This is a genomic window from Novosphingobium sp. CCH12-A3, from assembly GCF_001556015.1.
In the GTDB taxonomy this organism is placed as follows: Bacteria; Pseudomonadota; Alphaproteobacteria; order Sphingomonadales; family Sphingomonadaceae; genus Novosphingobium; species Novosphingobium subterraneum.
This window is the reverse complement of record NZ_LSIA01000294.1, coordinates 22,016-46,856: the sequence shown is the minus strand read 5'-3', so window position 1 is coordinate 46,856 and position 24,841 is coordinate 22,016. Positions and strand designations below refer to the sequence as shown.

Sequence of the window (24,841 nt, the reverse complement as noted above, 5' to 3'; positions counted from 1 at the left end):
CGCACGCCCAAATCAACCGGCAAGCACCGATTCTCCGCGCTTTCCACGCGATCACACGCCGCGCAAATCCTTCATTGGATCGCAAGAGCTTTACGCGCAATAGAGCGCACATGAAGCAAAGCTACCGTCACCTCATCTGCGCTCTTGCCTTGTCGGCCTTAGCTTTCGCGGGCACCGTCCATGCCAGGACCTCTGCATCCACGCCTGCTGCTGCGGAGGCTCCTGCGCCGAGGCAGTTGAAGCCTGCACTGTGGAAGGTGGCCGATGCCGACACGACGATCTACCTGTTCGGCACGATCCATGCGCTGCCCAAGGGCCTTGTCTGGCTTGACGGGCCAGTGGGACAGGCGCTCGACGGGTCGGCGGAACTCATTACCGAGATTCCGGAAATGCCGGCGGCAGAGCAGCAGAAAACGGTGATGGCTGTCGGCCTGCTCAAGGGCGAGACGCTGCGTTCGCTGATGCCTGATGCAGATCGCGTAGCTTATGAGGCGCTGCTGGCGAAGCTCAAGATTCCGGCGGAGGCGTTCGATCCGCTCGAACCTTGGCTGGCCGGAATCACCTTGGGCGTCGTGCCCTATGCCATGGCCGGATATGGGGCCGACAGCGGCGTGGAAGCAGTCCTGCGCAAGGCCGCTTTGGCCAAGGGCAAGAAGCTCGGCGCACTGGAGACGGTCGAATTCCAGCTCGGCCTGTTCGACCAGTTGCCGCGCGAGGCGCAGCTCAAGTTCCTTGGTGAGGCGGTGCGGGATTTCGACAAGAGCTTTGCCATCATCGGCACGATGACTGATGAATGGGGTTCGGGCGATCCGGAAGGGCTCGGCAAGCTGATCAACGAGAACATGGACGATCCTGAACTGGCCGAGACGCTGCTTTACCAGCGCAACCGTAACTGGGCTTCGTGGATTGCCAGGCGGCTCGACCAGCCGGGTACGGTGTTCATCGCAGTGGGCGCAGGGCATCTGGCCGGCGTGCAGAGCGTGCAGGATATGCTCAAGGCCCAGGGTCTGACGGCGACGCGGGTGCAATGAAGCAGCTGACTCGCTTCCTGCCGCGCCTGTTGTGGGCCGTGGTCCCGGCATTGCTGCTGGGCATGGCCATGGCTTGGCTGGAGCGCGGGAAACCTGCGCCGCTGCCGGATACGCGCGTGGCGCTATGGCAAATCGAGGACAGGACCGGGGCGGTGCGCGGCTACATGTTCGGCACCGTCCATGCCCTGCCGCCTGATACGCAGTGGTTGCGGCCCGCCGTTGGTGAGGCTTTGGCGCAGGCAGACCGCCTGGTGCTGGAGATCGCCGAGCCGCTGAACCAGAAGGTGGCGGGGGAGGCGCTGGCGGAACTGGCCGGGACCGAGGGCCTGCCGCCGCCCTCGCAGCGGCTTGCGCCTGCCTATCGAGCCAAGCTGGCCGAGGTCTATCGCAAGCTCGGTCTTTCCGATGCGGACTTTGCCGATACCGAAAGCTGGGCAGTGGCGCTGCAGCTTGCGGCGATTGCCGGGCAGAAGGCGGGAGCCGATCCTGACAGCGGGGCAGAGCCTGCCCTGCGCAAGCTGGCAGTGGGCAAGCCGGTCGCGGGGTTCGAGACGATCCACAGCCAGTTCGGCGTGTTCGACGCCCTCCCTGCGCGCCAGCAACAGGTGCTGCTGCAGGAAGTGACGGTGGAGGCCGCGAGCGACAAGGATGAAGAGGCCGACATGGTCGCGCTCTGGCTCAAGGGCGACGACCTTGGCATTGCGCGCGAGGCGAACGAGGGGTTTCTGGCCGATGCTGGGCTGCATCAAGCGCTACTGACGGACCGGAACCGGGCTTGGGCGGATCAGCTGGACGCGATGCTGAAGCAGGGCGCAAAACCGTTCGTGGCCGTGGGCGCCGCGCATCTGGCAGGGTCCGACAGCCTGCAGCGCCTGATGATGGCGCGGGGGTGGACAATCAAGCGAGTGCCTTGAGAGCGCCCACTGATTTCTTGCATTTCCCGGCAAACCCGCTAAGGGCCGCCGCTTCCCTGTCATGGTCATCCCTGGAGGCGTGGCGGAGGAAGCGTGATTTAACTTAGCTGAAGGTACTGACACATGAGCGAGACGCTTACGCTGTCGGCCGAGACGCGCGATCGGGCAGGCAAGGGAGCCTCCCGTGCACTGCGTCGCGAAGGCCGCACCCCCGCCGTGATCTATGGCGGCAACGAAGAACCCATCGCGATCCACCTTGAAGAAAAGGCGCTGAACAAGGCGCTGGGCACCGGCCACTTCTTCAACTCGGTCGTCGAGCTCACTGTCGGTGGCCAGACCATCCGCACCCTGCCCAAGGACGTCGCCTTCCACCCGGTGACCGACCGTCCGCAGCACGCAGACTTCCTGCGCGTTTCGAAGGACTCGGTCGTCCACGTCGACGTGCCGGTGGCCTTCATCAACGAAGAGAAGTCGCCGGGCCTCAAGAAGGGCGGCATCCTCAACATCGTTCGTCACGAACTCGAACTGATCTGCCAGCCTGACGCGATCCCCGACGACATCATCGTCGACGTTGCCGGCTACGAAGTCGGCGATTCGATCCACATCAGCGCCGTCACCCTGCCCGCAGGCGTGAAGCCCGCGATCTCGGACCGCGACTTCACCATCGCGACGATCGTGGCCCCCTCCTCGCTGAAGAGCGAAGAAGGCGACACCACCAAGGAAGGCTGATAGCCCGCCTTGGCCCTGCTTCGGCAGGCGCGCTGAAAAGACACCCCTTCCGCTGCGTGCGGGAGGGGTTCTTTTTTTGCACCGTGTTATCTGGCAAGGCGCAGGGCCTCGCAACCAAGGAATTTCCGCACATGCAACTCTGGGTCGGCCTCGGAAATCCCGGACCGCAATATGCGCTTCACAGGCACAACGTCGGCTTCATGGCGCTCGACACGATTGCCGAGGTCCACAACTTCGGGCCAGTGCAGAAGAAGTTCCAAGGCTGGCTGCAGGAAGGCCGGATCGGCAATCAGAAGGTCCTGCTGCTCAAGCCTGCAACCTTCATGAACGAGAGTGGGCGTTCCGTCGGCGAAGCGATGCGCTTCTACAAGCTGGGCATGGACGCGCTGACGGTCTTTCATGATGAGCTCGACCTCGCGCCATTCAAGGTAAAGGTGAAGCAAGGCGGCGGTACTGCCGGCCACAATGGCCTGCGCTCGATCGATCAGCATCTTGGGGCCGATTTCCGGCGTGTCAGGCTTGGCATAGGGCATCCGGGCCACAAGGATCGTGTCACGGGCCATGTCTTGGGCGCATTCGCCAAGGCAGAGCAGGATGACCTTATCGAGATGCTGGGAGCAGTCGCTTCCGAAGCGGGCTGGCTTGCTTCCAAAAATGACGTTCGTTTCATGAACGATGTTGCCTTGCGGCAGAATGGCTGACTGCCGGGAAACGAACGGGAAACAGTTTTCGTCGCCTTGCTTTACAGCGCCCTTTGCGTCGGCGAAGGTTAACCACGTAACGCCCTGTAATTTCACAGTTGGCACCGGTTTTGCTTAGCCAGAGGCAGACTGAGATTAACCAACGGGGGTTAACATGAACATTCGCTCGATCTTTCTCGCCATGGCAGCAACTGCAGGCCTGTCAGCTGCTTCGCCAGCCAACGCAACCTGGTGGCTGACTCACAAGCACTACTGCAACTGCGGTCACAGCGGCGGTTCGTCGCTCTGCGGGGGTACGACGTCTTCAGGTGGCACGACGACCACTTCGGGCGGTACGACCACCACTTCGGGCGGCACGACAACGACGTCCGGTGGCACGACCACCACTTCGGGCGGCACGGCTGTGCCGGAGCCGGGCATGCTGGGCATGATGGCTCTTGGGCTTCTCGGCATCGGCTTCGCCCGCTCACGCAAGACCAAGCCCCGCGCCTGACGCATTCCCGCTATCAGGCGCCCGTCTGCGCCTGATAGCGGGCCAGAGTGTTGCGAAACACCGCGTTCGTCGGTTCGGCCGAGCTCGCCTTGCGGAGAAGGGTGATTGCAGTCGGCAGGTCCGTTCCCGTCCGGGCGCGAACCAGACCGGCCATGTACAACGTATCAGGATCTTCGGGGCGCAGTGCGCGAGCCTTGTCTGCCGCCCTGATCGCCTCTTCGCCCTTCCCGGCATGGCTAAGCGCAAGTGCCAGTCGCTTGAGGACCTCAGGGTCATCTCCTGACTGCGCAAGTTGTGCATAGGCCTGTGCCGCAGCGCTCCAGTCTTCACGCGCCAGAGCGGCCTGGCCTTCAGCTGCCAGTGATTGCGCCTGTCCAGCCTGAGCGGCACGCAGCCGCCCGCGCAACGGCGTTGCATCGGGCAGACCCGCGGCGTCGGCAGCCTTTACCGCCAACTCAAGCTCCCGCGGGCCAGCCAACCGGCTGGCTGCAAGGGGTTTTACCGTGCCGAAAGCGGCGAGGGAGTCCCCGGTCGCCAATTGTGCTTCAGCCAACATGATACGCGCAAACGGATTGTTCGGTGAGCGTGTGAGCGCCCTTTGGAACATGGCTCTAGCCTGCTCGGGATGTCCGGTCCGCAGCATCGCCTCGGCATAGCTGAGCCCATTTGCCGACAGGGGATCAAGATCGCGCTCCTGCCTGGCCAACAACGATCGGACCTTATCCCATTCGCCCTTCATCGACGCAAATTGCACCTGCAGATCCCGAACGCGCGGATCATCTGGCGCGACCGCTGCGGCCCGCGATGTCATTGCCAAGGCATCGTCAAGCTTGCCCTGGAGATCGAAGGCATTCGCCCTTGCCAGCCATGGGTCAGGCACGCGCGGGTACTTCGCGGCCATCTGCTCAAGTACTGCATGCGCTTCGGCGAACTGCCCCCGCCTCACTGCGATATCCGCGGCAATCAGCGCAGCGTCGAATTTTCCGGCCGGAAGTCGCGACAGGGCTTCAACCTGCCTTGATGCCGCATCGAGATCCTGCGCCGCTATGAGGAACCGCGCGTAGTCGCGAAGGAGGAGCGGATCGCCTCCTGATGCTGCGCCCCGCTGCAGAGCTGCGAAGGCACCCGCTGTGTCTCCCTTGGCGGACAGCGCGGCGGCCCTGACCCGCTCTGCAGCAGGCGAGGCATCCTGCCCCAGAAGTGCCAGCGCCTGGTCCGAGTTGCCCCGCAGGACGGCCGCCTCGGCAAGGATCAACGCCAATTCGGCTTGTGATCCGCCCGAGCGTTCAAGCCGGGAAGCCGTGGCGGCTGCACCATCGCCATCGCCCAACCGGAGCTGCACCGCTGCAAGCATGCGAAGAATTGCCGGATCATCACCCGCGTCGGCCAGAGCTGCAGTGAGGTCGACCTTGGCCGCGCCCAGTTCCATCCCGGCAATTTCACGCTCGGCGCGAGCAACACGCTCGGCGGCATCGTCACCACAACCTGTCAGGGCAAGAAGAAGGGCTAGTGCAAGACGGGATGTCATGGGCACTGGATGCCACGTACGCCTGAATCATTGGTGAAAGCGGAGCAACTTCGTCTGCGAGCATGTCGAGAAATCTTACGACCTCAACATTATTAATCATTACAAATGGCTGAAATCCGTAATTGGCACAAGGGTTGCTTACCTAACAATTAACCGACTTTCGGTTCAGGGGAGCAGTTTCGATGACCTTCAGAAAAGTTCTCGCGGGCCTCGCTGCCAGTGCAGCAATGATGGCAGCAGCACCTGCCTTTGCCGATTCCGTCACGCTCGGCTCGGGCGATATCGGCAGCAGCTTCACGCTGAACTATGACGGCTTCTCGGGCGGAACGTCTATCGACGGGCTGACCGGCTCGACCACGTTCAGGCTGACCGGCATTTCCGGCAATGACTACACGTTCGACTACAGCGTTTCCAACACCAGCTCCGCGCCGGTTACGGATTCGCGTATCTCAAGCTTTGCGTTCAACACCGATCCCACCATCTCGTCGGCCACGAGCACCGGTGCATTTTCGTACACCACGCTGAACTCAAACTATCCGAACGGCATTGGCACCGTGGACGTGTGCTTCAAGGATGCCCAGACCGGGAGCTGTGCAGGAGGCGGAAGCGGCGGCCTGACACTTGGCGAAACCGGCACCGGTTCGTTCACGCTGAGCTTTTCGCAGCCGGTCAGTTCGCTGACGCTCAGCGACTTCTATGTGCGCTACCAGTCGATCAGCGGCGTGCCGGGAATCAGCTCGGCCAGCGGTTCGGGCACGATCAGCAGCACTGGCGGGTCAACTGGCGGTACGCCTGTCCCGGAACCGGGCATGCTCGGGCTGTTCGGTATCGGTCTTGTCGGCCTTGCCCTGGCGCGCCGCCGTCAGACTGCGCCGCGTCGCCTGGCTCTCGCAGCCTGATCAAACCGGAAATTCGAGGAAGGGAGCCTGCACCCGTGGGCTCCCTTTTTCCTTGCGCTCAGCCCTTTTCGGCGCTGCGCAAGTGCCCTGCGATCGTCGCATTGCCGGGGGCCTTGGCGGCAGCTTCGCGCAGCAAGGTTAGGCCGCGCGACCGGTCCTTGCCGCTTTCGACGAGCAGCCAGCCAAGCGTATCAAGCACCGAAGCGTTTGTCGGGGCGGCCTTGTATGCACTCTCGGCAAATTCCAGTGCCTTGGCCTTGTTGCCAACCATTCCCTGGGCATAGGCCATGTTATTGAGAACCAGCGGGTTCTTTCCGTCAGTCACGGCAAGCAAACGCTCATAGGCGGCAATGGCATTGCCCCAGTTGGACTGCTTCATTGCCGTGTCGGCCTGAGCCAGCGTAGCCGCCAGCGCCTGCGCTGACGGGAATTTCGCCTTCTCTGCCAGCCTCGCCGCTTCGGGATCGCCCGAAGCCTCTGCAGCCTTTGCCAGAAGGCGCAGATCCTCGGCATCGGCTGTCTGGACCTCGGCGAACGGGCGCATCGTCTCGACTGCACCGCGCGCATCGCCAGCGGCGAGCTGCGCCCTGGCAAGTTCGCGGCGGAGCGTTGCACTGCCGGGGTTACGGGTAAGCAGAGGCTGGAGCTTGGCCCGAGCCTGCTCAGGCTGCTTCAACGCTACGAGTGCCTGCGCATAGAGAACCGTCGCCTCATCCTTGTCGGTCAGTTGCGCTTCGTTTGCCTGGAGGACGCTTCGAACGGTAGCCCAATCGCCACGCGCTGCGGCAGCGCGCGCCTGAAGATAGGCGACCTGCCCCCCGCCCTTCACTTCTGCTAGCGATTCAAGGACCTTGTCCATCTCCTTGGTCCGTCCGAGATCGCCGAGCACGGCGGCCTTGCCGGCCAAGGCGGCCAGATTGCCAGGGTAGGACTTTGCCGCCGCATCGTATGCCAACAGGGCTTCGGCAAGGCGGCCTTCGGCGGTCGCGACTTCGGCATCGGCCAGCAGCGCATCGATCATCGCCGCGTCTGCCGCCTTCGCCCGGTCGGCCAGAATACGGGCCTGCTTTATATCACCACGCATGAGACTGAAACGCGCATAGTCGGCCAGCAAGCGCGCATTGGCCTTCCCGGCAGCACCAGCGGCAAAGGCCTTTGCGGCCCCTTCGCGATCGTCCTTGGCAAGCAGGGCAAGAGCGCGGATGCGGTGAGCCGCGGCTGACGTGTCCGTGCCCAAAGCCGAAATTGCATCTTCCGGCAGGCCACGCAGCAGCAGCGCTTCTGCCGAAAGCTGTGCGAAGTCGGCCGGTCGCCGACCTTCGGGAAGCTTTGCAAGGGATGCACCTGCGGCAATGCCGTCTCCCATGGCAAGGGCATTGCGGGCATGGAGTTCAAGCAGCGCGGGATCCTGCGGGTTGGCCTCCAGCGCAGCGGCCAGATCCACCTGAGCGGCGCGATAGTCGTGCGCAGCGAAAGCCTTGCGAGCCCGATCGGCGCGCTCCTGCGGGCTGTCGGTACAAGCCGCCAGCAGCAGCGGCAAGGTCAGGAAGGCCAGCTTCTTCATCGCAATCTCTCCACGGATGAAGCACTTAGTGCCTTCAATCCCTGAAATTTCCGTGAAGGTTTCCAAATGCTGCACGCCCGGCTAAAGGCGCGGCCAGCCAAGGAGTTTGAAGATGGGTTTTCGTTGCGGGATCGTCGGCCTTCCCAACGTCGGCAAGTCGACGCTGTTCAACGCGCTGACCGAGACACAGGCGGCGCAGGCGGCGAACTATCCGTTCTGCACGATCGAGCCGAATGTCGGCAATGTCGGCGTCCCTGACCCGCGCCTTGATACGCTGGCCAAAATCGCCGGCAGCCAGAAGATCATCCCGACGCAGCTTGGCTTCGTCGACATTGCCGGGCTCGTCCGCGGCGCATCGAAAGGCGAAGGCCTTGGCAACCAGTTCCTCGGCAACATCCGCGAAGTTGACGCCATCGTCCATGTGCTGCGCTGCTTCGAGAACGATGACATTCAGCATGTCGACAACAAGGTCGATCCGATCTCGGACGCCGAAACGGTCGAAACGGAGCTGATGCTCTCGGACCTTGAGAGCCTGGAAAAGCGCGTGCCGGCCGCCGAGAAGAAGGCCAAGGCGGGCGACAAGGAATCGAAGGTCATTGCCTCGGTGCTTGGCCAGGCTCTGGAACTGCTTCGCGAGGGCAAGCCTGCGCGCCTGACCCAGCCGAAGGATGACGAGGAAGCGCGCGTGTTCAGGCAGGCCCAGTTGCTGACCGCGAAGCCCGTGCTTTATGTCTGCAACGTCGAGGAAGAGAGCGCAGCGGAGGGCAACGCCTTTTCGGCCCGCGTGTTCGAAAAGGCCAAGGCCGAGGGCGCCAATGCGGTGATTGTTTCGGCGGCGATCGAATCCGAGCTGGTCGGCATGGATCCGGAGGAGCGTTCGGTTTTCCTTGAGGAAATGGGCCTGCATGAGACCGGCCTCGCCCGCGTGATCCGCGCCGGTTATGACCTGCTGCATCTCATCACTTTCTTCACCGTCGGCCCAAAGGAGGCGCGCGCCTGGACCGTGCATCTTGGCGCAAAGGCTCCGGAAGCGGCGGGTGAAATTCACTCCGACATGCAGCGCGGCTTCATTCGCGCCGAGACCATCGCCTATGACGATTTCGTCAGCCTCGGAGGCGAAAGCGCAGCGCGCGATGCGGGCAAGCTGCGGCAGGAAGGCAAGGAATACGTGGTGAAGGACGGCGACGTCCTCCACTTCAAGTTCAACGTCTGAGCCTCAGTTCTCGAAGGCGGCGATGATCGGACACGGTCCGGCGTCGCCTTTTGCACATTCTCGGGCAAGCTTGCGAAGCGATTGTCGCGCCGTCTCAAGGCGCGCGATCTCCTGATCGATCGCCTCCAGACGTGCTTTTGCCATCTGTCGGGCGCGCGGTCGGTCATGCCCGGCATCGAGTGCGAGCAATTCGGCGATTTCCGAAAGAGTGAAGCCGGCGCCTTGGGCGCTGCGCACAAAGCGCAGACGCCGCAAATCATCGGGGCCATAGTGCCTGCGCCCCTCCCTTCCGCTGCGGGCTGGCCGGGGATCATCCAACAGGCCTTTGCGTTGATAGAAGCGCACCGTCTCGACCCCGACGGCTGCGCTTCTGGCGAGTTCGGAAATCGTCATCGCCATATCGCTTGACTCCGTACCATGGTACGCAAGTTATAGGCAGCTTCATGACAAAAGCATACACCCCGAATCGAACCGCCGTGCTGCATCGCATGGTCATGCCAACGCACATCTGCCCTTACGGCGTGAAGGTGAAACATCTTCTCAAACGCCAAGGCTATGAGGTCGAAGACCACTGGCTCCGCACCCGAGAAGAGACCGATGCCTTCAAGCAGGCTCATGACGTCAAGACTACGCCGCAAGTGTTCATCAACGGACAACGCATTGGCGGGCATGACGATACGCGGCGCTTCCTTGGCCTGAAAGTCGCCGATCCTGATGCCACGAGCTACGTTCCTGTTCTGGCCGTCTTCGCGATCGCTGGAGCGCTGGCGCTCGCGATAAGCTTTGCGATGTTCGGCACGCCTTTCACTGCACGGGCGGTCGAATGGTTCATCGCCTTCGCCATGGTGCTTCTGGCCATGCTCAAGCTGCAGGACGTCGACCGGTTTGCGACCATGTTCCTTGGCTACGACCTGCTCGCGAGGCGCTGGGTTCCCTATGCCTATCTCTATCCATTCGGCGAGGCGCTGGCCGGCGTCTTGATGGCAGCGAGGGCACTGCCTTGGCTATCCATCCCGATTGCCCTGTTCATCGGCACCATCGGCGGCATCTCGGTCTTTTACGCAGTCTATGTCCAGAAGCGCGAGCTCAAGTGTGCCTGCGTGGGTGGATCGGAGCGCGTCCCGCTCGGTTTTGTGTCGCTAACCGAGAATGTCGTCATGGTCGGCATGGCCTTGTGGATGCTTTTCATGCCGACAATGAACTGACCGGCCCGGCACCGGTTGGCCTCCGGCGCGTTCCATGCCCGAACTGGAAAGAGGAACGCGCTGGTGGTCGACAAGTCGGAGAAAGTGGTGTGGCTGGCGCGAGTGGGATTTGCTGCACGCGGCCTTGTCTATGTCCTGCTTGGATACCTTGCCCTGACTGCGGGAAAGTCTGACATTGACGATGGTGCCGGCGACATCTTCCGCGTGCTGAATGCCATTCCGGGTGGACCGGTGGTCCTTTACATCGCATCCGCAGGTCTGGTCGGTTACGCACTCTATCGCCTTTCCGCAGCCCTGTTCGATATCGAGCGCAAGGGCACCTCGTGGAAGGGGCGCGCATCGAGAGTGGGTTATCTCGCCAGCGCCGTGATCCATCTGGGCCTTGCCTGGACAGCCGCACGGATAGCCAGCGGAGCGCGTGGTGCAGGTGAAGATTCGTCCGCCCAGATGGCTAGTGGCGTGCTTGATTTCCCCTTTGGCAGCACTCTTCTCGGGATTATTGGCGTAGCTATCCTGATTGCAGCAATATTCCAGGCACGCAGCGCCGTTACGGCGGGCTTCATGCGCCATATTTCTTCGCGAGCGCCTCGCTTCACATGCTGGATCGGCCGTGCCGGCCATGCTGCACGGGCTGTGGTGATGGCCCTGATCGGGTGGTCACTGCTGCGCACCGCATGGTTCGGCGAGAGCGAAGAGGTCGTCTCGCTGGGCAAAGCCATCAACAATTTGCGAGACATGGAGACTGGCTTCCAGTTCGTGGCAGCAGGGCTTCTGCTCTTCGGCGTGTTCAGCATCATCACTGCGCGGTACCGGATCATTCCGGACCCTACCCCGCCAGCCATGGGTTTGCGGGCAATCAGCATTTAATCGCGCGATTGACTTTATGGCTCGACGCAGCGAACCTGACCGAATGATATACTTCGAAGATATCGAGCCCGGCGCGATCCAGCGGTTCGGAAACTATGCCGTCAGCCGAGAGGAAGTGATCGATTTTGCGTCAAAGTACGACCCGCAACCGTTCCACCTGAGCGACGAGGCGGCGGCGCAGACCCATTTCGGTCGGCTGTCTGCCAGCGGCTGGCATACTTGCGCGATGACCATGGCGATGCTGGTGGAGAATTTGAAGGAACGAAAGCAGGCTGGCCTCGGGTCACCCGGGCTTGACGAGATACGCTGGTTGAAGCCTGTCTATCCGGGTGACACGCTTTCGGTCGAAACGGAAATCGTCGACAAGAAGCGAAGCGCGTCACGCCCGGAGATGGGGAGCTTTCGCTCGAACGTGCGCGTTTATAATCAGGACGGCGTGGTCGTGATGACCATGAAATCCATCGGACTGATCCGCGTACGGGACCAGAAGGCTACTACCTGACGGGTCAGATCGCCTTGCATTGAACGTCACCAGTCGCTTCATAGACCGGGCGCTCGAACGCGTCGGTCACGATCATCCTGCCCTTGAACTGTTCGGTCGTGCCTACGGGTGTGACCGGGCCGTCAGCCGTTAATGTGACCGCATTTTCCTTGCCGGTATAACGCGAAAAGCTGCCCTTCGGCATCCTTGAAGAACCGGCATCAGGCGCAAGAACCTGGATGTGGTCGCCATATTTGATAACTCCGCGCTTGTCCTGCGCCAACAGGACTGCGCCAAGGCCGCCGCCTTCGGCGACGAATGCACAGCCGGTGCCGTGGAGCTTGTTCTGGCTGATATCCGGGTAGAGGATCGGCTGCAGCACCAATGGCTTGACCGGTGGCTTGCCGTCCTGCGCTGCCTCCACTGCGGCGACAGCTTCGGCGTCGGTCGGCTCCTTGTCTGAACAGGAGGCAAGTCCGAGAACCATGGCGGACAAAACGGCAATCTGCGCCTTGGCGTGCAGCATCACTTTCTCCCGAACAGCTTTTCTATGTCGGCATGGGCCAGCTTGACCCACGTTGGACGACCATGGTTGCACTGCCCCGAGCGGGGTGTCACTTCCATTTCGCGCAAGAGGGCATTCATCTCCACGACGGACAATGTCCGCCCTGCCCGCACCGAACCGTGGCAGGCCATCGTCGCCAGGACGAGATCGAGCTTTTCTCCCAGGAGCAAGGCATCGCCATGGTGCGCTAGGTCATCTGCCACATCCGCCACGAGTTGTGCCGGATCCCCCTTGGCCAAGGCCGCAGGGACGGATCGTACCAGCATCGCGCCAGGCCCGAAGCGCTCCAGCGCGAGACCGAACTCGGCAAGCTTGGGCGACGCTTCTTCCAGCCGGTCACACGCGACTTCTTCAAGCTCGACAACTTCCGGGATCAACAACGCCTGAGCGGGTGCAGTGCCCTGCCCTGCCCCGGCAGCACGCAGCCGTTCGAGGACGAGACGTTCATGCGCCGCATGCTGATCGACAATCACGAGACCGTCTTCCGCTTCTGCAACGATATACGTGTTGGAGATCTGTCCACGGGCAACGCCAAGGGGATGCCGTGCAGATTCAGTGACCGGTTCGACGGCGACTTCGGCTCGCGCCTGAGGCGGCGCCAGCACGGATTGCTCGTAGCCACGCCACGCTTGCCCAGCCTCGCTCACGCGCGTCTCGGGGCGCCATTGCTGCGAGAACATGCTTCCCTGCGCACCGGGCGAGGGTGACGGCACGATCGGCTCTGCCTGCCAAGCCGCCATTGCGCTTGCCGAAGGAGCTTGCGCACTGCGCTGATCGCCTGTGGAGAGCGCATGGCGCAGGCCAGAGACAACCATGCCGCGCACGAGGGCCGGATCGCGGAAACGGACTTCGGACTTGGCGGGATGGACATTGACGTCAACTTCGCTCGCCGGGACCTGCAGGAACAGGGCAAGGACTGCATGGCGATCGCGTGCCAGCATATCGGCATAGGCACCACGCACCGCACCGATCAGCAGGCGATCCTTCACAGGGCGCCCATTCACGAAGAGATATTGGTGATCGGCAACGCCGCGATTGTAGGTTGGCAATCCGGCTATCCCGGTGAGGTGATAATCACCCCGGTAGAGGTCCACCTCGACGGAATTTCCGGCCAGTTCACGGGCAACGAGTTGAGCGACCCGCGCCTCGAGCGTGTCTCCGGCCTGCACATGAAGCGCGCGGCGGCCATCATGTTCCAGGGTGAAGCCTATGTCAGGCCGGGCCATGGCGAGGCGGCGAACGACGTCGGAAGCGGCCGCCCATTCCGAACGCGGGCTGCGCAGGAACTTGCGGCGCGCGGGGATCTTCTCGAACAGTTGTTCCACCCGGACACGCGTCCCCGGGGGAAGCGCAGCAGGTCCTTCTGACACGAGAACACCGTTATCGACCACGCGCTTCCAGCCATCGGCGGTGCCTTGCGGTCGGGATTCGATGGTGATGCGAGCGACGGAGGCGATTGATGGCAGGGCTTCTCCACGGAAGCCGAGGGTTTCGACCATCTCGATCGCCTCGTCTGGGAGCTTGGACGTGGCATGACGTTCGAGCGCGAGCTCGATCTCGTCGGGCCGCATGCCGCACCCGTCGTCCGACACCTCGATCATCGCCAACCCACCTTCGGACAGGCGCACGTGGAGGTGGCTTGCGCCGGCGTCGATGGCGTTTTCAACCAGCTCCTTGAGCGCGCTTGCAGGGCGCTCGACCACCTCTCCGGCGGCGATGCGGTTGATGAGCGTTTCGGGAAGGCGGCGGATGACTCGCATGGTCCTGACACGACTAGCGCCGAAGCCGATTTATTTCGAGACAAGTGGTGAAGTTATCCGTCCAATCCCGCACAAACCCATGGGCTTTGCGCCAAGCGCCTGCTAGGAAGCCGCCTTCCCGGGCGCACTTTCTGGAGGGGTCTGGCGCGTGCCCGTGCGCCAAACCGCAGATTATCACGGATTCTTAGATGGCTTCGATCTTTTCCCGATTCTTCAAGTTCGGTTCCCAGAACATCGCGATCGACCTCGGCACGGCCAACACGCTGGTTTATGTGCAGGATCGCGGCATCGTTCTGAACGAACCTTCCGTCGTCGCCATCGAGACGATCAACGGGATCAAGCGGGTCAAGGCCGTGGGCGACGATGCCAAGATGATGATGGGCAAGACACCCGACAACATCGAGGCGATCCGCCCGCTTCGCGACGGCGTGATTGCCGATATCGAAGTGGCTGAGGAAATGATCAAGCACTTCATCCGCAAGGTTCACGGATCGAAGAGCCTCCTGCGCTATCCCGAAATCGTGATCTGCGTGCCCTCGGGTTCCACCAGCGTCGAGCGCCGCGCCATTCGCGACGCGGCCAGCAATGCGGGTGCCAGCCAGGTCTACCTCATTCTTGAACCGATGGCTGCGGCGATCGGCGCCGACATGCCGGTCACCGAACCGGTCGGTTCAATGGTGGTCGACATCGGTGGCGGTACGACCGAGGTTGCCGTCCTTTCGCTGCGCGGCCTTGCCTACACCACCTCGGTGCGCGTGGGTGGTGACAAGATGGACGAAGCGATCGTCTCCTACGTCCGCCGTCATCATAACCTGCTGATCGGTGAAGCCACGGCGGAGCGTATCAAGAAGGACTACGGTATTGCCACGGCCCCGGCCGACGGCATCGGCGAGACGATCCACATCAAGGGACGTGACCTGGTCAACGGGGTGCCGAAGGAAATCACGATCACGCAAGCAAACATTGCTGAAGCCCTGTCCGAACCGATCGGCGCGATCGTTGAAGGCGTACGCATCGCGCTTGAAAACACGGCGCCTGAACTTGCTGCCGACATTGTCGACCAGGGCATCGTGCTGACCGGTGGTGGCGCGCTGATCCGCGGTCTCGACGAGCATCTGCGCGAGGAAACCGGCCTGCCTGTCAGCGTCGCCGAAGATCCGCTGTCGTGCGTGGCGCTCGGCACCGGTCGCGCCATGGAAGACCAGATTTACCGCGGCGTGCTGATGACCGCCTGAGGCATTTCGAGTATTGCTGAGGCACACGGGTTGCATCGCGGCGCGGTTCCATGCGTCGGATTGAAGGGGTTGAACGGATGGCGCGGTCGCAGGACCGGCGCCCGGGCTATTCGCGCAGGGCGCAGTACGGAATCTTCACCGGCTACGTTGTCGCCATTCTGGGCGTCGTGGCCGGTGTTGCCGTGCTCATCACTTCGCTCGTAAATCCGGATGCATTCTCTTTTGCGCGAAGCGCAGCTGCCGAAGTCGCCCGACCGGTCGGACGGGCCGGCGCGACCGGGCGGACTACCGGCCAGGGCGTGTTCGCTGCGATCGGAGCCTACTTCAATGCCGGCCGCCAAAATGCCGAGCTTCGCCGGGAGGTAGAGGCGGCACGCGCCAACGCGGTGTCGATGCAATCTCTGCAGAATGAGAACCGCAGGCTCAAGGCCCTGCTCGGTATCGTCGATCCGCAACGCAAGCCGATCGCCACTGTGCGACTGATCGGATCGACCGCTGCCAGTACGCGGCGCTATGCGATCATCGACGCCGGAACATCGAGCGGTGTCCGGCCAGGACTCCCGGTGCGGGCGGCGTCAGGCCTGATCGGCCGCGTTGTTGAAGCAGGTCCGGGCACGGCACGCGTGCTGCTCGTCACAGATCCGGAGAACGTCGTTCCCGTAAAGCGAGCCCGCGATGGGCTGACGGCATTTGTTCAAGGGGCCTCCAACGGCCGCATAGACATCCGCCTGATCAACCAGGGCATCAATCCGGTAAAGGCTGGCGATGTGTTCGTGACGTCGGGGTCCGGCGGGCTTTATCCGCCCGGCATCCCCGTGGCGGTGGCAACTGACCCGCATCGCGACGGCGCCATCGGCCATCTCGCCGCAGATCCCGCGGACAACGAATTCGTCATCGTCGAGCCCGCCTACAGCGCGGCAGCTCGTACAGAGATGGAGGCAATCGAGGAACGTGGCGCCAAAACCGCCGCAGGGGAGCCGTAATGCTCGGCCCGCTGCGCGGAACGCCGGAAGAGATCGCGCGAAAGCGGATCAATCGCGAGCCTTGGCCAGTCCTTGCAATCGGTCTTCCATGGGCCACGATCATGCTGGCATCGATGGCGAGTTTCTCACCGGTGATAGCCTCTGCCCCGGTGATGCCGCCATTCGCCTACATGATGCTGCTTGCCTGGCGCATGATGCGCCCCGGCATGTTGCCGCTATGGGCCGGCCTGCCGCTGGGACTGTTCGATGATCTTTACTCGGGCATGCCGTTCGGATCGGGCATCGTTCTGTGGTCTGCGACGATGCTCATCATGGAACTGATCGACGAAAAGTTCCTGTGGCGGGGCTTCGTTCAGGACTGGCTGGCAGCCAGCGCGCTGATTGCTGCCTATCTGTTCCTCACATCCACATTGGCGGGGCTCGCGGTGGCTTATCCCCTACCCACGGTGATCGTGCCGCAGTTGCTGATTTCGGTGGTGCTCTATCCGGTCAATACGCGACTGGTGGCTCTGCTTGACCGTATCCGCCTGCTTCCGCTGAAGAGGATCTGACCATGCGGCAAAGGCTGCCGGTCACCTCGGCGATCCTGACCAATCGGTTCGAGAGACGCAGCTTCGTGCTGGGTGCGCTTCAGGGCGGCGTGGGCCTGCTTTTGGCAACGCGGCTTGGCTATCTTGCCGTAGCGCAGAACGAGAAGTACCAGGCCGCATCCGAGAGCAACCGCGTAAACCTCACGCTCATTCCACCGCGCCGGGGTTGGGTACTGGATCGATTTGGCAAGGCGCTTGCCGCAAACCGCGCTGATTTTCGCGTCGACCTTATTCCTGACCGGGTGGACGATCCGGACAGGACCATGGCCACCTTGGCTGGCCTGCTATCACTTGCCCCCGACAAGGTGCGCGATATCCGCGACAAGCTCGACAAGGCACGGGGGTTTCAGCCCGTGGAAGTTGCCTCAAGTCTGGACTGGGACAAGTTCGCAGCTGTTTCGGTCCGTCTGCCGGAACTGCCCGGCGTCATCCCGCAACGAGGATACTCTCGGTACTATCCAGCCGGCGCGTCAGTAGGACATCTTGTGGGCTATGTGGGCGCGGCATCGGCCGAGGACTATGAAAAGGAGCGCAATCCGCTCCTGATCACCCCGGGCTTCAAGATCGGCAAGGATGGGCTGGAAAAGCACTTCGAGGCGAGGTTGCGCGGTGTGCCCGGAGCCCGCCGCGTCGAAGCGACCGCCTCCGGGCGTATCGTGCGCGATCTCGGTACTCGCGAAGATGTGCCGGGCAAACCAATTGCCCTGACGATCAACGCGGGGCTTCAGGACTATGCTGCTCGGCGCATCGGGCTGGAATCAGGCTCCGTCGTGGTCATGGATTGCGAGACCGGCGACATTCTTGCCATGGCATCGATGCCCAGCTTCGATCCCAACAGCTTCTCCGACGGCATTGGCCGTGTCGAGTGGAAGATGCTGTCCGAAGATGACCACGTGCCGCTGCGCAACAAGGTGCTACGAGGATTGTATCCGCCGGGGTCGACCGTCAAGCCGATGGTGGCACTATCGTTCCTTGAGGCCGGGCTCGATCCCAATGCGAGCGTTGGGTGCGGTGGCGGCCTGCGTGTTGGCAATCGCGTGTTCCACTGCTGGAACCGGCGCGGCCACGGCACGGTCGACATGGCCAAGGGAATTTACCAGTCCTGCGACGTGTATTTCTACCATTTCGCGCAGCAGATCGGGATGGACAAGATCGCTGCGATGGCGCGCAGGCTGGGGCTTGGGCAGGAATTCCCGATGCCCTACCCCGGCCAATCCTATGGCACGGTTCCCGATCCGGCGTGGAAGCTTCGCAAATACAAGAAGGAGTGGGCTCTCTACGACACCGTGAATGCAACGATCGGCCAAGGGTACATGCTGGTCAATCCGCTTCAGCAGGCTGTCATGGCTTCGCGCATCGCATCAGGTCGTGAAGTCATGCCGCGACTGCTGCTGGATCGTAATGCTCCGCCTGTGAAGTCGATGGGTTTCTCGCAGGAGCACCTTGATTACATTCATGCGGCCATGAGCGAGGTGGTCAATGGCCGTGGCACGGCTGGCAGGGCACGGTTGCCGGTGGACAACGTGCTGCTTGCCGGCAAGACCGGTACCGCGCAAGTGGTCGGTCTCAACATTGCCAACGGCAAGAGCGGGGCCTGGAAGTACCGCGACCACGGGCACTTCATCTGCTTCGCCCCGTTCGACAAGCCGAAATATGCTTGCGCGGTGGTGATCGAACACGGCGGCGGTTCGGCAGCCGCCTATCCGATCGCACGCGATGTCATGACCTACATCTTTGCTCCGGACAAGGCGATGGCTGTGCTCGAGGAGTTCGAGAAGCAGTGGGGCGGCAACGTGCAGCAGCGCATGTCTTCACGATACAACGCTTTTGCCGCCAAGTATGGGGAGACCGCCCCGAAGACCGTGCCGGACGACGAATCGTTGACCGAACGGGTAGAGGACGGCCGAAAGACAGCGGAAGAACCCGCAACCGCACAGACTGACGCTGCGGCGCCCCGGCCTGAACCTGAACAACCGCCGCCCGTTGTCGTCCTGCAACCGGCTGCGCCGAATACTGCGCCTTCCGTATCCGCGGGTGTGCAATAATGCCGCGCGCCTACGTACCGGCGGCGATAGCCAGACAGCCTTGGAGCGTCCTGCTTCCTCTTATCGCGCTGGTTGCCTTTGGTGCGGCGGTGCTGGATTCGGCTGCGGGTGGGCGCTTCGAAATCTGGTCGATGTCGCATTTGCTGCGCTTTGCGGTTTTCCTGGTGATGGCGATGGTCATTGCCCGTCTGCCACAGGAATTGTTCAGGCGCATGGCCATGCCGGTTTACGTGGTTCTATGTCTGCTGCTGGTCCTCGTCGAGTTGATCGGCGGCGTCGGTGGTGGCAGTCAGCGCTGGTTGAACCTCGGCTTCATGACGCTGCAACCTTCGGAACTGATGAAGCCCGGCATCGTGCTCGTGCTGGCGTGGTTCTACTCCGTCCTTCCCATCGGCGAGACCCAGGGCTGGCGTGGACTCGTGCCCGCAGTCATACTGCTTGCCGTTCCGGCAGGTCTGGTCATGCTGCAGCCCGATCTGGGCACGGGCCTTGCGATCAGTTTCGGCGCGGTGATGGTGATGTTTCTTGCAGGCCTGCCGTTGCGTTGGTTTCTTGGCGCGGGTGCCGCTGGCCTGATCGCTGCGCCCCTTGCCTTCTTTTTTCTGCTGCACGATTATCAACGTAATCGCGTGCTGGTGTTCCTCGATCCGGAAAGCGACCCGCTTGGCACCGGATACCACATCACGCAGTCGAAAATCGCAATCGGTTCGGGCGGGATCATCGGCAAGGGGTTCGGCAACGGATCGCAGAGCCACCTGAACTACCTGCCCGAAGCGCACACGGATTTCGTGTTTGCCACGATGGCAGAAGAGTGGGGCATGGTGGGCGGCCTCTTCGTGCTGATCGTGTTTGGCCTGATCTTCCGCTGGGGCCTGAAGGTCGCCAACCGGGCACCGGATCGATTTTCGCGCCTGCTGGCAGCGGGCATGACCATGACGATCTTCTTCTACATGTGCATCAACCTGATGATGGTCATGGGTCTCGCACCGGTGGTCGGTATTCCCTTGCCCTGGATGAGCCATGGCGGGTCCTCCATGATGACAAACATGATCTGCATTGGATCGATCATGGCTGTGGAACGCTGGAGCCGGTCAGGCCCGCGAAGCCTGTCCTGAAAAACGCAAATTTGGGGCTTGGCAGGGCCGATAAAATCGTTATTGGGGCGGCTCCCGAACGGGAATGCCTGATGGCATGGACGCATAGCTCAGTTGGTAGAGCAGCTGACTCTTAATCAGCGGGTCCTAGGTTCGAGCCCTAGTGCGTCCACCAAATTATCCAATAAAATCAACGACTTGGTTGGTCACTGAAATGGCCGATCTGGCCCCATTTCCGAAGTGGGCAACAAACTGGGCAACAGAATCCAGGTGATGTGGTGATCTCGGCGGTTCAGGAATGTTCCCGGAGGTGATGCCTTCTTCACCGGTCTCATTGACGGGATTCGGTCAAGCGAAGCCGAATCGAGATGCTCAATAATCCATCCCTAGGAGGGGACCTCCGCTGCCAATAGGTAGCTGATCACTGAGCTCACTGAGGATGGTGCCGCGTTCGGACACCCCAGACTGCATCCCGCAAGCCCGACCATCAAGGGCTTCACTCGGCTACGGGCACTCTTGCCGCGACGCCAGAGTGCCATCTCGTACGGCTTTTCGCTGATCGAGCCAGTCGTCAATTTCGGATTCTATCCAGCGGTTCGTGCCGATGCCCAATTTGATCGGAGCGGGAAAGCGCCCTTGCTTGATGAGGCGCGCCACATGTTGCCGGGTGAAGGGAATCCCTTTCGCTTTCAGATCGGAGAATGCGAGGAAACTATGCATCGCGGCCGCCATTGGGATCGCCGGCTGCCATCCACCCGTTGCTGCTGCCTTCTCCCCTCCCCCTTTCCTTCCAGCCCGTTCGGGACATATGGACCACAATGAGATCGGCTGTGGCCACCAGACGGGCCGCAAGCAGTGTTGACCGCCGTTGCTCTGGTTTACCTCGAATCCGCAGATGCATGGAACGCTACCCCAAGGGCGGCGCGGGACGGTCTTGAAGCAATGTGAGGATAACATTTTCGGCGGACCCGCCATAGGCTCGATGAGCGCACATTTCGGCAGGGAGTTGCCCGAAAGCGGTTGCTGCGATTGGTCTCCCAACCAGCGAACGAGTCAGTGAGCGGAAATCAGGTCGTGCTTCAATCTCCACTTCCGTGCTTTTGGCGCGGTTGATCCTGCTTCCGAAGGGGTCGTAGCCGCGTCCGATTTCTCGCATGTTGGGGATCTCGCCCTGCCTCGATCGTATGTGCGTGTCACAAGCGCGTCCGGGGTGACACCTTGAAACTATAGCCCTGTGTGCTATAGTCCTATATCACATACATGGGACTGCGCGTGCGGATTTTCAAAACCAAATGGGTAGCGCGATTCGTGCGGCGTGAGCGGATTGATGATGCAGGTTTGAGAGAAGCTATCGCGAGGGCCGAGCGTGGGCTCATCGACGCCGACCTGGGCGGTGGCCTCATCAAGCAGCGTGTTGCCCGTCCCGGACAGGGCCGGTCCGGTGGTTTTCGCATGATTGTCGCCTATCGAACGGAAGATCGAGCGTTCTTTCTCTACGCCTTCGCCAAAAACGAGCGCGAGAACATCGAGAACAATGAATTGGAGGCCCTGCGCGCTGTGGCGGCCGATATGTTGATCCGTGACGATTTCGCGCTGGAGCGGGCGAAAGCGGAAGGCGAATTGCAGGAGATAGAAAATGGCGAAGAAGCGTAGCAATCTGACCGAAGCCCTGCTGGAAACGGCCGAGGGTCTGCACCGGGTAGGGATGTTGAGCGATGATACTTATGAGAAGATCACGGTGCGCCACCTGGGACCGGAGGCGCCACTAGCCGCCGAACCGATTACGCCGGAAGAAATCCGCCGCGTTCGGGAGCAGGCGCATCTGAGCCAGGCTGCTCTCGCTAAATACACCAACCTGACGACGGGCTATATCTCGCAGCTTGAACGGGGCACTAAAAAGGCTACGGGATCGACACTCGCCATCCTGAACGTCATCCGTCGCAAGGGTATAGACGCACTTCTGTAGTTTAGCCAAGACTGAGTGTATTGGGCGTCACGGCTCACTCTGCGTTGCTTGACTGATCCTGGATGAGGTCCAACATGTGCCGATCGAGCTTGGGGACGTCAAAGGCATAATCAGCGAGGCGAGCATCTGCGCGTGTTGATAGGGCTTGCCGATGAAACCGGCGCCGATCGGCAGAGCGCTGTCCACCGGGAAATGGCCGTGCCGGAGGTGACGAGAACGCGAATATGCGGCCAGCGCTGGCAAATCGCGCGGGCCAAGCTAACGCCGGTTATTTGCCCCGGCATTTCAATATCGGTGAACACCGTCTCTATGTCACCGCAACTTTCCAAAATCGTCATGGCCTCCGCCGCATTGCAGGCTTCAATAGCCCGATAGCCAGCGGCTTTGAAAACTTCCGCGGCCATTGCGCGAACGCGGTGCTCGTCTTCCACGACAAGCGCTGCGCCGCGATCGACGACTCCTGATAGCGTCGTCCTCATTCGGGAGACAAGTCTCGCTTCAGAGAATTGATCGCCATCTCGGATATGGCTTCCAGGCACATCCGCTCGATGGCCTGAAGGTCCCCGTGGATGAGCTGCTGCGGAAACCGCATGCGCTGCCCCATATAGAGAATGGGTAGCGCGATGTGCCCGGTGGAGAGGCCGAGCCGGAGCGCGGCGTTCAGATGATCCTCGATACGGGTTACCGGCGCGCCTACCTCGATCTCCCGCAACCATCGGAGACTGACGCCCATCTTGCCGGCAAGCTCGATCTGCGTGATGTGGCGCCGCTTGCGTTCCTGCCTGATCAGTTGACCGGCGATCTTCTTGATATCCTTGAGTGCCGACGTGTCGACATCGGCAAATTTCTGGTTTCGTTCCATATTTGCGTCCTCCGGCAACGGTTTCCCGACGATGAGAAGCTGCGCGGATACGTAATGGTGGAGCGCAATTACGGACAATATTAGATGCCGATATTTTTAGAGGAACTTCATCACCTAATTGAGGTTCGTTAACGATATATTCGACCTTTTCTCAAAGAAGCGGCGAAAATATGCCCATAATTAGCCTTGGCTGATTAACCGCTTCATAGAATGCCGTATCGGCAGAGAAACGTCCGCATGATATCGGTTTCATCCAGAATGAAGCTAATTTTCGACATTTAGGACTATCTCAGCGATACCAGGCACGTCCGTGCCGAGTGCCGTTGCAATCCACCGCGTTCCAAATCAACAAGTCCTCACACCGGAACGGCGGTGCGAATCGCACTCGATACTTTCGGACCATTAGTAATTCTCAACGATGGCGCAAAGCGCCGATTGGAGTCGTGCATGAAGCCGATTGCCAAAGCGATGACGGTTGCCTGGAGCGCCGCGGCATTGATCACCGCCGCGAGCGCCACCGCCAGCGCCAGGAAAGCAGGCGTAACGCCGTTGCCCGGCACCGGGCAACGGCAGACCATTGCCGCGCAGGCGGAAGGCTTCGTCATCCGTGTCGTCGCTCCGGCCTCCATGGACGGCGAGGCCCCGCCTCCGCCCCAGCTCATCCCGATCGGCGCGAACATGCACCTCGATGCGCGGATTCTCGCAGCAGACCAGACAAAATGAGGAGAACGACCATGCGTATCGCCAGATTGGGAGCGCTTGCTCTCGCCATCTCGCTCCCGTTTGCGGCCCAGGGCGCCGCATCGGCACAGGCCGTTGCCGATCCCTCGCTCGACAAGGCTGGCCAGGAAGCGCAAGCGCAGCTCCAGCAGACCTTCACGAACCTCAAGTTCGAGGATTTCGGCCCGTCGCCGATCAAGGGGCCGATCTACCAGGCAAGCGCTGGCGGTCGGATCATCTACTATGCACCCGACAGCGAGCATCTGCTGTTCGCGGCGATCTACGACCGCAACGGCATCAATCTCACCGCACAGGCGCAGGAAGCATCGGCGCGGCGCAAGCTGGGAGCGATCGATCCGGCCAAGGCCCTCGCCATCGGCCCTGCCGATGCGCCGACCGTCATCGAGTTCACCGATCCCGACTGTCCCTATTGCCGGGCGCTCGATCGCTTCTGGGCGGCAAAGGCGGCCGAAGGCAAGCCGGTGCGGCGGCTCGTGTTCTTCGTGTCCGGCATCCATCCCGAAGCGGCGGCCAAGGCCGAACACATCCTCTGCTCGCCGGACAAGGAGGCCGCGTTCAAGGCGGTCTATGCCGGTGCCGCGCCCAAGGATCTGCAAAAATGCGCGCCGGGCGCGGCGAAAGTCAAAGCCGACGCCGAGGTCGTGAGCAGGATCGGCATCGGCGGAACCCCCACGATCATTGCCGACGGCAAGCTCATCTCCGGCTTCCAGCAGGCCGAGCTTGAGACCTTCCTCGCCGAGAGCAAGGCTCCGGCCAAGGGCGCGGCGAATGCCCCGCGCTGACCAAACCCTATTCATGGCGGCCGCGGGCGTGCGGACGAGCCTGCGAGGAGCGGGCCAGGACACGCCCACGGACCGGAATGCCGGCGGCCATGGCCCCAGCGGGCCGTCCAGCCATGCCGCCGGCCGACAGCGATTTCCATCGATGCCGGCAGGCAGTCACGCGGACGGCCCACATGCAACGGAGCAAGTCTATGATCAAGAAGATCGGCAGCCGGATCGCCCCGGTCGCCAATGTCGGCCTCCCTTTGGCCGTGCTCGCGCTAGCCAGTACCGGTGCCCACGCCTTTACGGCGCCGGCTACCGGCGACCTCGGCTACGACATCTACGATATCGTGGTGAACAAGGGCGTGAAGGGGCCGCTGGGCTTCGTCGGCGGCGTCGCGGCCTTCCTGTTCGGCGTCAGCCGCCTGTTCAGCAACGTCATGGTCGGCATCCCGACCATCGTGGCGGCGGTCTGCCTGATCAAGTCGGACACCATTTTGCAGACGTTCGGCATGGTCATCTGACGCCGACGCCCCGGCGCGGCGAACAGCGAGGCCGCGCCGGGGCGACCCCGGACCGGGACGCGCAGGCGTCCGGTGCAACCGATCCAA

The 24,841-nt window shown here is 62.0% G+C and carries 28 protein-coding genes and 1 tRNA gene; 21 read left to right on the top strand and 8 right to left on the bottom strand.

What is annotated here, in order from left to right; translation table 11 throughout:
* Positions 1-110: 110 nt before the first annotated feature.
* The 5 genes from AX703_RS24325 to AX703_RS24305 all read left to right on the top strand — a co-directional run bounded on the left by AX703_RS24325 (position 111) and on the right by AX703_RS24305 (position 3,868).
* Positions 111-1,031 (top strand): TraB/GumN family protein, encoded by a 921-nt coding sequence (locus tag AX703_RS24325; protein ID WP_062347873.1) that lies wholly within the window; start codon positions 111-113, stop codon positions 1,029-1,031.
* Positions 1,028-1,945: a TraB/GumN family protein gene (locus AX703_RS24320; RefSeq protein ID WP_062347871.1), complete on the top strand. Its 918-nt coding sequence runs from the start codon at positions 1,028-1,030 to the stop codon at positions 1,943-1,945. The genes AX703_RS24325 and AX703_RS24320 overlap by 4 nt, the downstream gene beginning before the upstream one ends.
* Positions 1,946-2,068: 123 nt before the next feature.
* On the top strand, positions 2,069-2,674 hold the full coding sequence (locus tag AX703_RS24315; RefSeq protein WP_039331184.1) for a 50S ribosomal protein L25/general stress protein Ctc: 606 nt from the start codon (positions 2,069-2,071) through the stop codon (positions 2,672-2,674).
* Between the two features lie 131 nt (positions 2,675-2,805).
* Complete coding sequence (gene pth / locus AX703_RS24310; protein WP_062347961.1) at positions 2,806-3,375, top strand: aminoacyl-tRNA hydrolase; 570 nt, start codon at positions 2,806-2,808, stop codon at positions 3,373-3,375.
* A gap of 154 nt (positions 3,376-3,529) precedes the next feature.
* Entirely contained in the window at positions 3,530-3,868 is a 339-nt protein-coding gene (locus AX703_RS24305) for a PEP-CTERM sorting domain-containing protein (RefSeq protein ID WP_062347869.1), read from the top strand.
* Positions 3,869-3,881: 13 nt separating this feature from the next.
* On the opposite strand, the gene AX703_RS24300 is transcribed toward AX703_RS24305, so the two are convergent.
* On the bottom strand, positions 3,882-5,396 hold the full coding sequence (locus AX703_RS24300; RefSeq protein WP_082734786.1) for a tetratricopeptide repeat protein: 1,515 nt from the start codon (positions 5,394-5,396) through the stop codon (positions 3,882-3,884).
* Positions 5,397-5,578: 182 nt separating this feature from the next.
* Here AX703_RS24300 and AX703_RS24295 point away from each other — a divergent pair, with 182 nt between their 5' ends.
* On the top strand, positions 5,579-6,295 hold the full coding sequence (locus tag AX703_RS24295; RefSeq protein WP_062347865.1) for a cistern family PEP-CTERM protein: 717 nt from the start codon (positions 5,579-5,581) through the stop codon (positions 6,293-6,295).
* A gap of 58 nt (positions 6,296-6,353) precedes the next feature.
* Here AX703_RS24295 and AX703_RS24290 read toward each other — a convergent pair whose 3' ends face one another.
* A complete protein-coding gene (locus tag AX703_RS24290) occupies positions 6,354-7,859 on the bottom strand; it encodes a tetratricopeptide repeat protein (protein ID WP_062347863.1) in 1,506 nt (501 codons plus the stop codon).
* Positions 7,860-7,971: 112 nt separating this feature from the next.
* Here AX703_RS24290 and ychF point away from each other — a divergent pair, with 112 nt between their 5' ends.
* Positions 7,972-9,072: a redox-regulated ATPase YchF gene (ychF, locus tag AX703_RS24285; protein WP_062347861.1), complete on the top strand. Its 1,101-nt coding sequence runs from the start codon at positions 7,972-7,974 to the stop codon at positions 9,070-9,072.
* Between the two features lie 3 nt (positions 9,073-9,075).
* On the opposite strand, the gene AX703_RS24280 is transcribed toward ychF, so the two are convergent.
* Positions 9,076-9,471: a MerR family transcriptional regulator gene (locus AX703_RS24280; RefSeq protein ID WP_039331195.1), complete on the bottom strand. Its 396-nt coding sequence runs from the start codon at positions 9,469-9,471 to the stop codon at positions 9,076-9,078.
* A gap of 44 nt (positions 9,472-9,515) precedes the next feature.
* Between AX703_RS24280 and AX703_RS24275 the strand changes: the two genes are divergently transcribed.
* From AX703_RS24275 to AX703_RS24265, 3 genes are all read left to right on the top strand, one after another.
* Positions 9,516-10,277 carry a MauE/DoxX family redox-associated membrane protein gene (locus tag AX703_RS24275; protein ID WP_062347859.1) on the top strand — a complete coding sequence of 254 codons (762 nt, stop codon included), beginning with the start codon at positions 9,516-9,518 and terminating at the stop codon, positions 10,275-10,277.
* A 63-nt stretch (positions 10,278-10,340) separates the two neighbouring features.
* Entirely contained in the window at positions 10,341-11,144 is an 804-nt protein-coding gene (locus tag AX703_RS24270) for a DUF1206 domain-containing protein (RefSeq protein WP_062347857.1), read from the top strand.
* A 43-nt stretch (positions 11,145-11,187) separates the two neighbouring features.
* Positions 11,188-11,646 carry a MaoC family dehydratase gene (locus AX703_RS24265; RefSeq protein WP_062347856.1) on the top strand — a complete coding sequence of 153 codons (459 nt, stop codon included), beginning with the start codon at positions 11,188-11,190 and terminating at the stop codon, positions 11,644-11,646.
* A 4-nt stretch (positions 11,647-11,650) separates the two neighbouring features.
* Here the strand turns inward: AX703_RS24265 and AX703_RS24260 are convergent, their stop codons facing one another.
* Positions 11,651-12,151, bottom strand: coding sequence for a hypothetical protein (locus tag AX703_RS24260; protein WP_062347854.1), 501 nt, complete (start codon positions 12,149-12,151; stop codon positions 11,651-11,653).
* Complete coding sequence (gene mutL, locus AX703_RS24255; RefSeq protein ID WP_062347852.1) at positions 12,151-13,950, bottom strand: DNA mismatch repair endonuclease MutL; 1,800 nt, start codon at positions 13,948-13,950, stop codon at positions 12,151-12,153. Before mutL ends, AX703_RS24260 begins: the two co-directional genes overlap by 1 nt.
* Before the next feature lie 188 nt (positions 13,951-14,138).
* Between mutL and AX703_RS24250 the strand changes: the two genes are divergently transcribed.
* The 6 genes from AX703_RS24250 (at position 14,139) to AX703_RS24225 (ending at position 20,072) form a co-directional block, all read left to right on the top strand.
* Positions 14,139-15,185, top strand: a complete 1,047-nt coding sequence (locus AX703_RS24250; protein ID WP_039331208.1) for a rod shape-determining protein — start codon at positions 14,139-14,141, stop codon at positions 15,183-15,185.
* 77 nt (positions 15,186-15,262) lie between these two features.
* The gene (mreC, locus tag AX703_RS24245) at positions 15,263-16,168 is read left to right on the top strand and encodes a rod shape-determining protein MreC (RefSeq protein ID WP_039331210.1); all 906 of its coding nucleotides are present in this window, start codon (positions 15,263-15,265) and stop codon (positions 16,166-16,168) included.
* A complete protein-coding gene (locus tag AX703_RS24240) occupies positions 16,168-16,719 on the top strand; it encodes a hypothetical protein (protein ID WP_062347850.1) in 552 nt (183 codons plus the stop codon). The genes mreC and AX703_RS24240 overlap by 1 nt, the downstream gene beginning before the upstream one ends.
* Positions 16,720-16,721: 2 nt before the next feature.
* Positions 16,722-18,803, top strand: coding sequence for a penicillin-binding protein 2 (gene mrdA, locus AX703_RS24235; protein WP_062347848.1), 2,082 nt, complete (start codon positions 16,722-16,724; stop codon positions 18,801-18,803).
* Positions 18,803-19,918: a rod shape-determining protein RodA gene (gene rodA / locus AX703_RS24230; RefSeq protein ID WP_062347846.1), complete on the top strand. Its 1,116-nt coding sequence runs from the start codon at positions 18,803-18,805 to the stop codon at positions 19,916-19,918. Before mrdA ends, rodA begins: the two co-directional genes overlap by 1 nt.
* Positions 19,919-19,996: 78 nt before the next feature.
* Positions 19,997-20,072, top strand: a tRNA-Lys gene (locus AX703_RS24225).
* A gap of 329 nt (positions 20,073-20,401) precedes the next feature.
* Here the strand turns inward: AX703_RS24225 and AX703_RS24220 are convergent.
* A complete protein-coding gene (locus AX703_RS24220) occupies positions 20,402-20,629 on the bottom strand; it encodes an AlpA family transcriptional regulator (RefSeq protein ID WP_231735683.1) in 228 nt (75 codons plus the stop codon).
* A gap of 528 nt (positions 20,630-21,157) precedes the next feature.
* On the opposite strand from AX703_RS24220, the gene AX703_RS24215 reads away from it, so the two are divergent.
* Positions 21,158-21,550, top strand: coding sequence for a type II toxin-antitoxin system RelE/ParE family toxin (locus AX703_RS24215; protein WP_231735682.1), 393 nt, complete (start codon positions 21,158-21,160; stop codon positions 21,548-21,550).
* A complete protein-coding gene (locus AX703_RS24210; protein WP_062347844.1) occupies positions 21,534-21,863 on the top strand; it encodes a DNA-binding transcriptional regulator in 330 nt (109 codons plus the stop codon). Before AX703_RS24215 ends, AX703_RS24210 begins: the two co-directional genes overlap by 17 nt.
* Positions 21,864-21,973: 110 nt before the next feature.
* Here AX703_RS24210 and AX703_RS27010 read toward each other — a convergent pair whose 3' ends face one another.
* Together AX703_RS27010 and AX703_RS24200 are read right to left on the bottom strand one after the other, a co-directional pair.
* Positions 21,974-22,267, bottom strand: coding sequence for a response regulator (locus AX703_RS27010; protein WP_231735686.1), 294 nt, complete (start codon positions 22,265-22,267; stop codon positions 21,974-21,976).
* Positions 22,268-22,338: 71 nt separating this feature from the next.
* On the bottom strand, positions 22,339-22,725 hold the full coding sequence (locus tag AX703_RS24200) for a DNA-binding protein (RefSeq protein WP_062347955.1): 387 nt from the start codon (positions 22,723-22,725) through the stop codon (positions 22,339-22,341).
* Positions 22,726-23,172: 447 nt separating this feature from the next.
* Between AX703_RS24200 and AX703_RS24195 the strand changes: the two genes are divergently transcribed.
* The 3 genes from AX703_RS24195 (at position 23,173) to AX703_RS24185 (ending at position 24,754) form a co-directional block, all read left to right on the top strand.
* Positions 23,173-23,448: a hypothetical protein gene (locus AX703_RS24195; protein WP_062347839.1), complete on the top strand. Its 276-nt coding sequence runs from the start codon at positions 23,173-23,175 to the stop codon at positions 23,446-23,448.
* Between the two features lie 11 nt (positions 23,449-23,459).
* Positions 23,460-24,248: a DsbC family protein gene (locus AX703_RS24190; RefSeq protein ID WP_062347837.1), complete on the top strand. Its 789-nt coding sequence runs from the start codon at positions 23,460-23,462 to the stop codon at positions 24,246-24,248.
* A gap of 191 nt (positions 24,249-24,439) precedes the next feature.
* Entirely contained in the window at positions 24,440-24,754 is a 315-nt protein-coding gene (locus tag AX703_RS24185) for a hypothetical protein (RefSeq protein WP_062347952.1), read from the top strand.
* Positions 24,755-24,841: the final 87 nt, after the last annotated feature.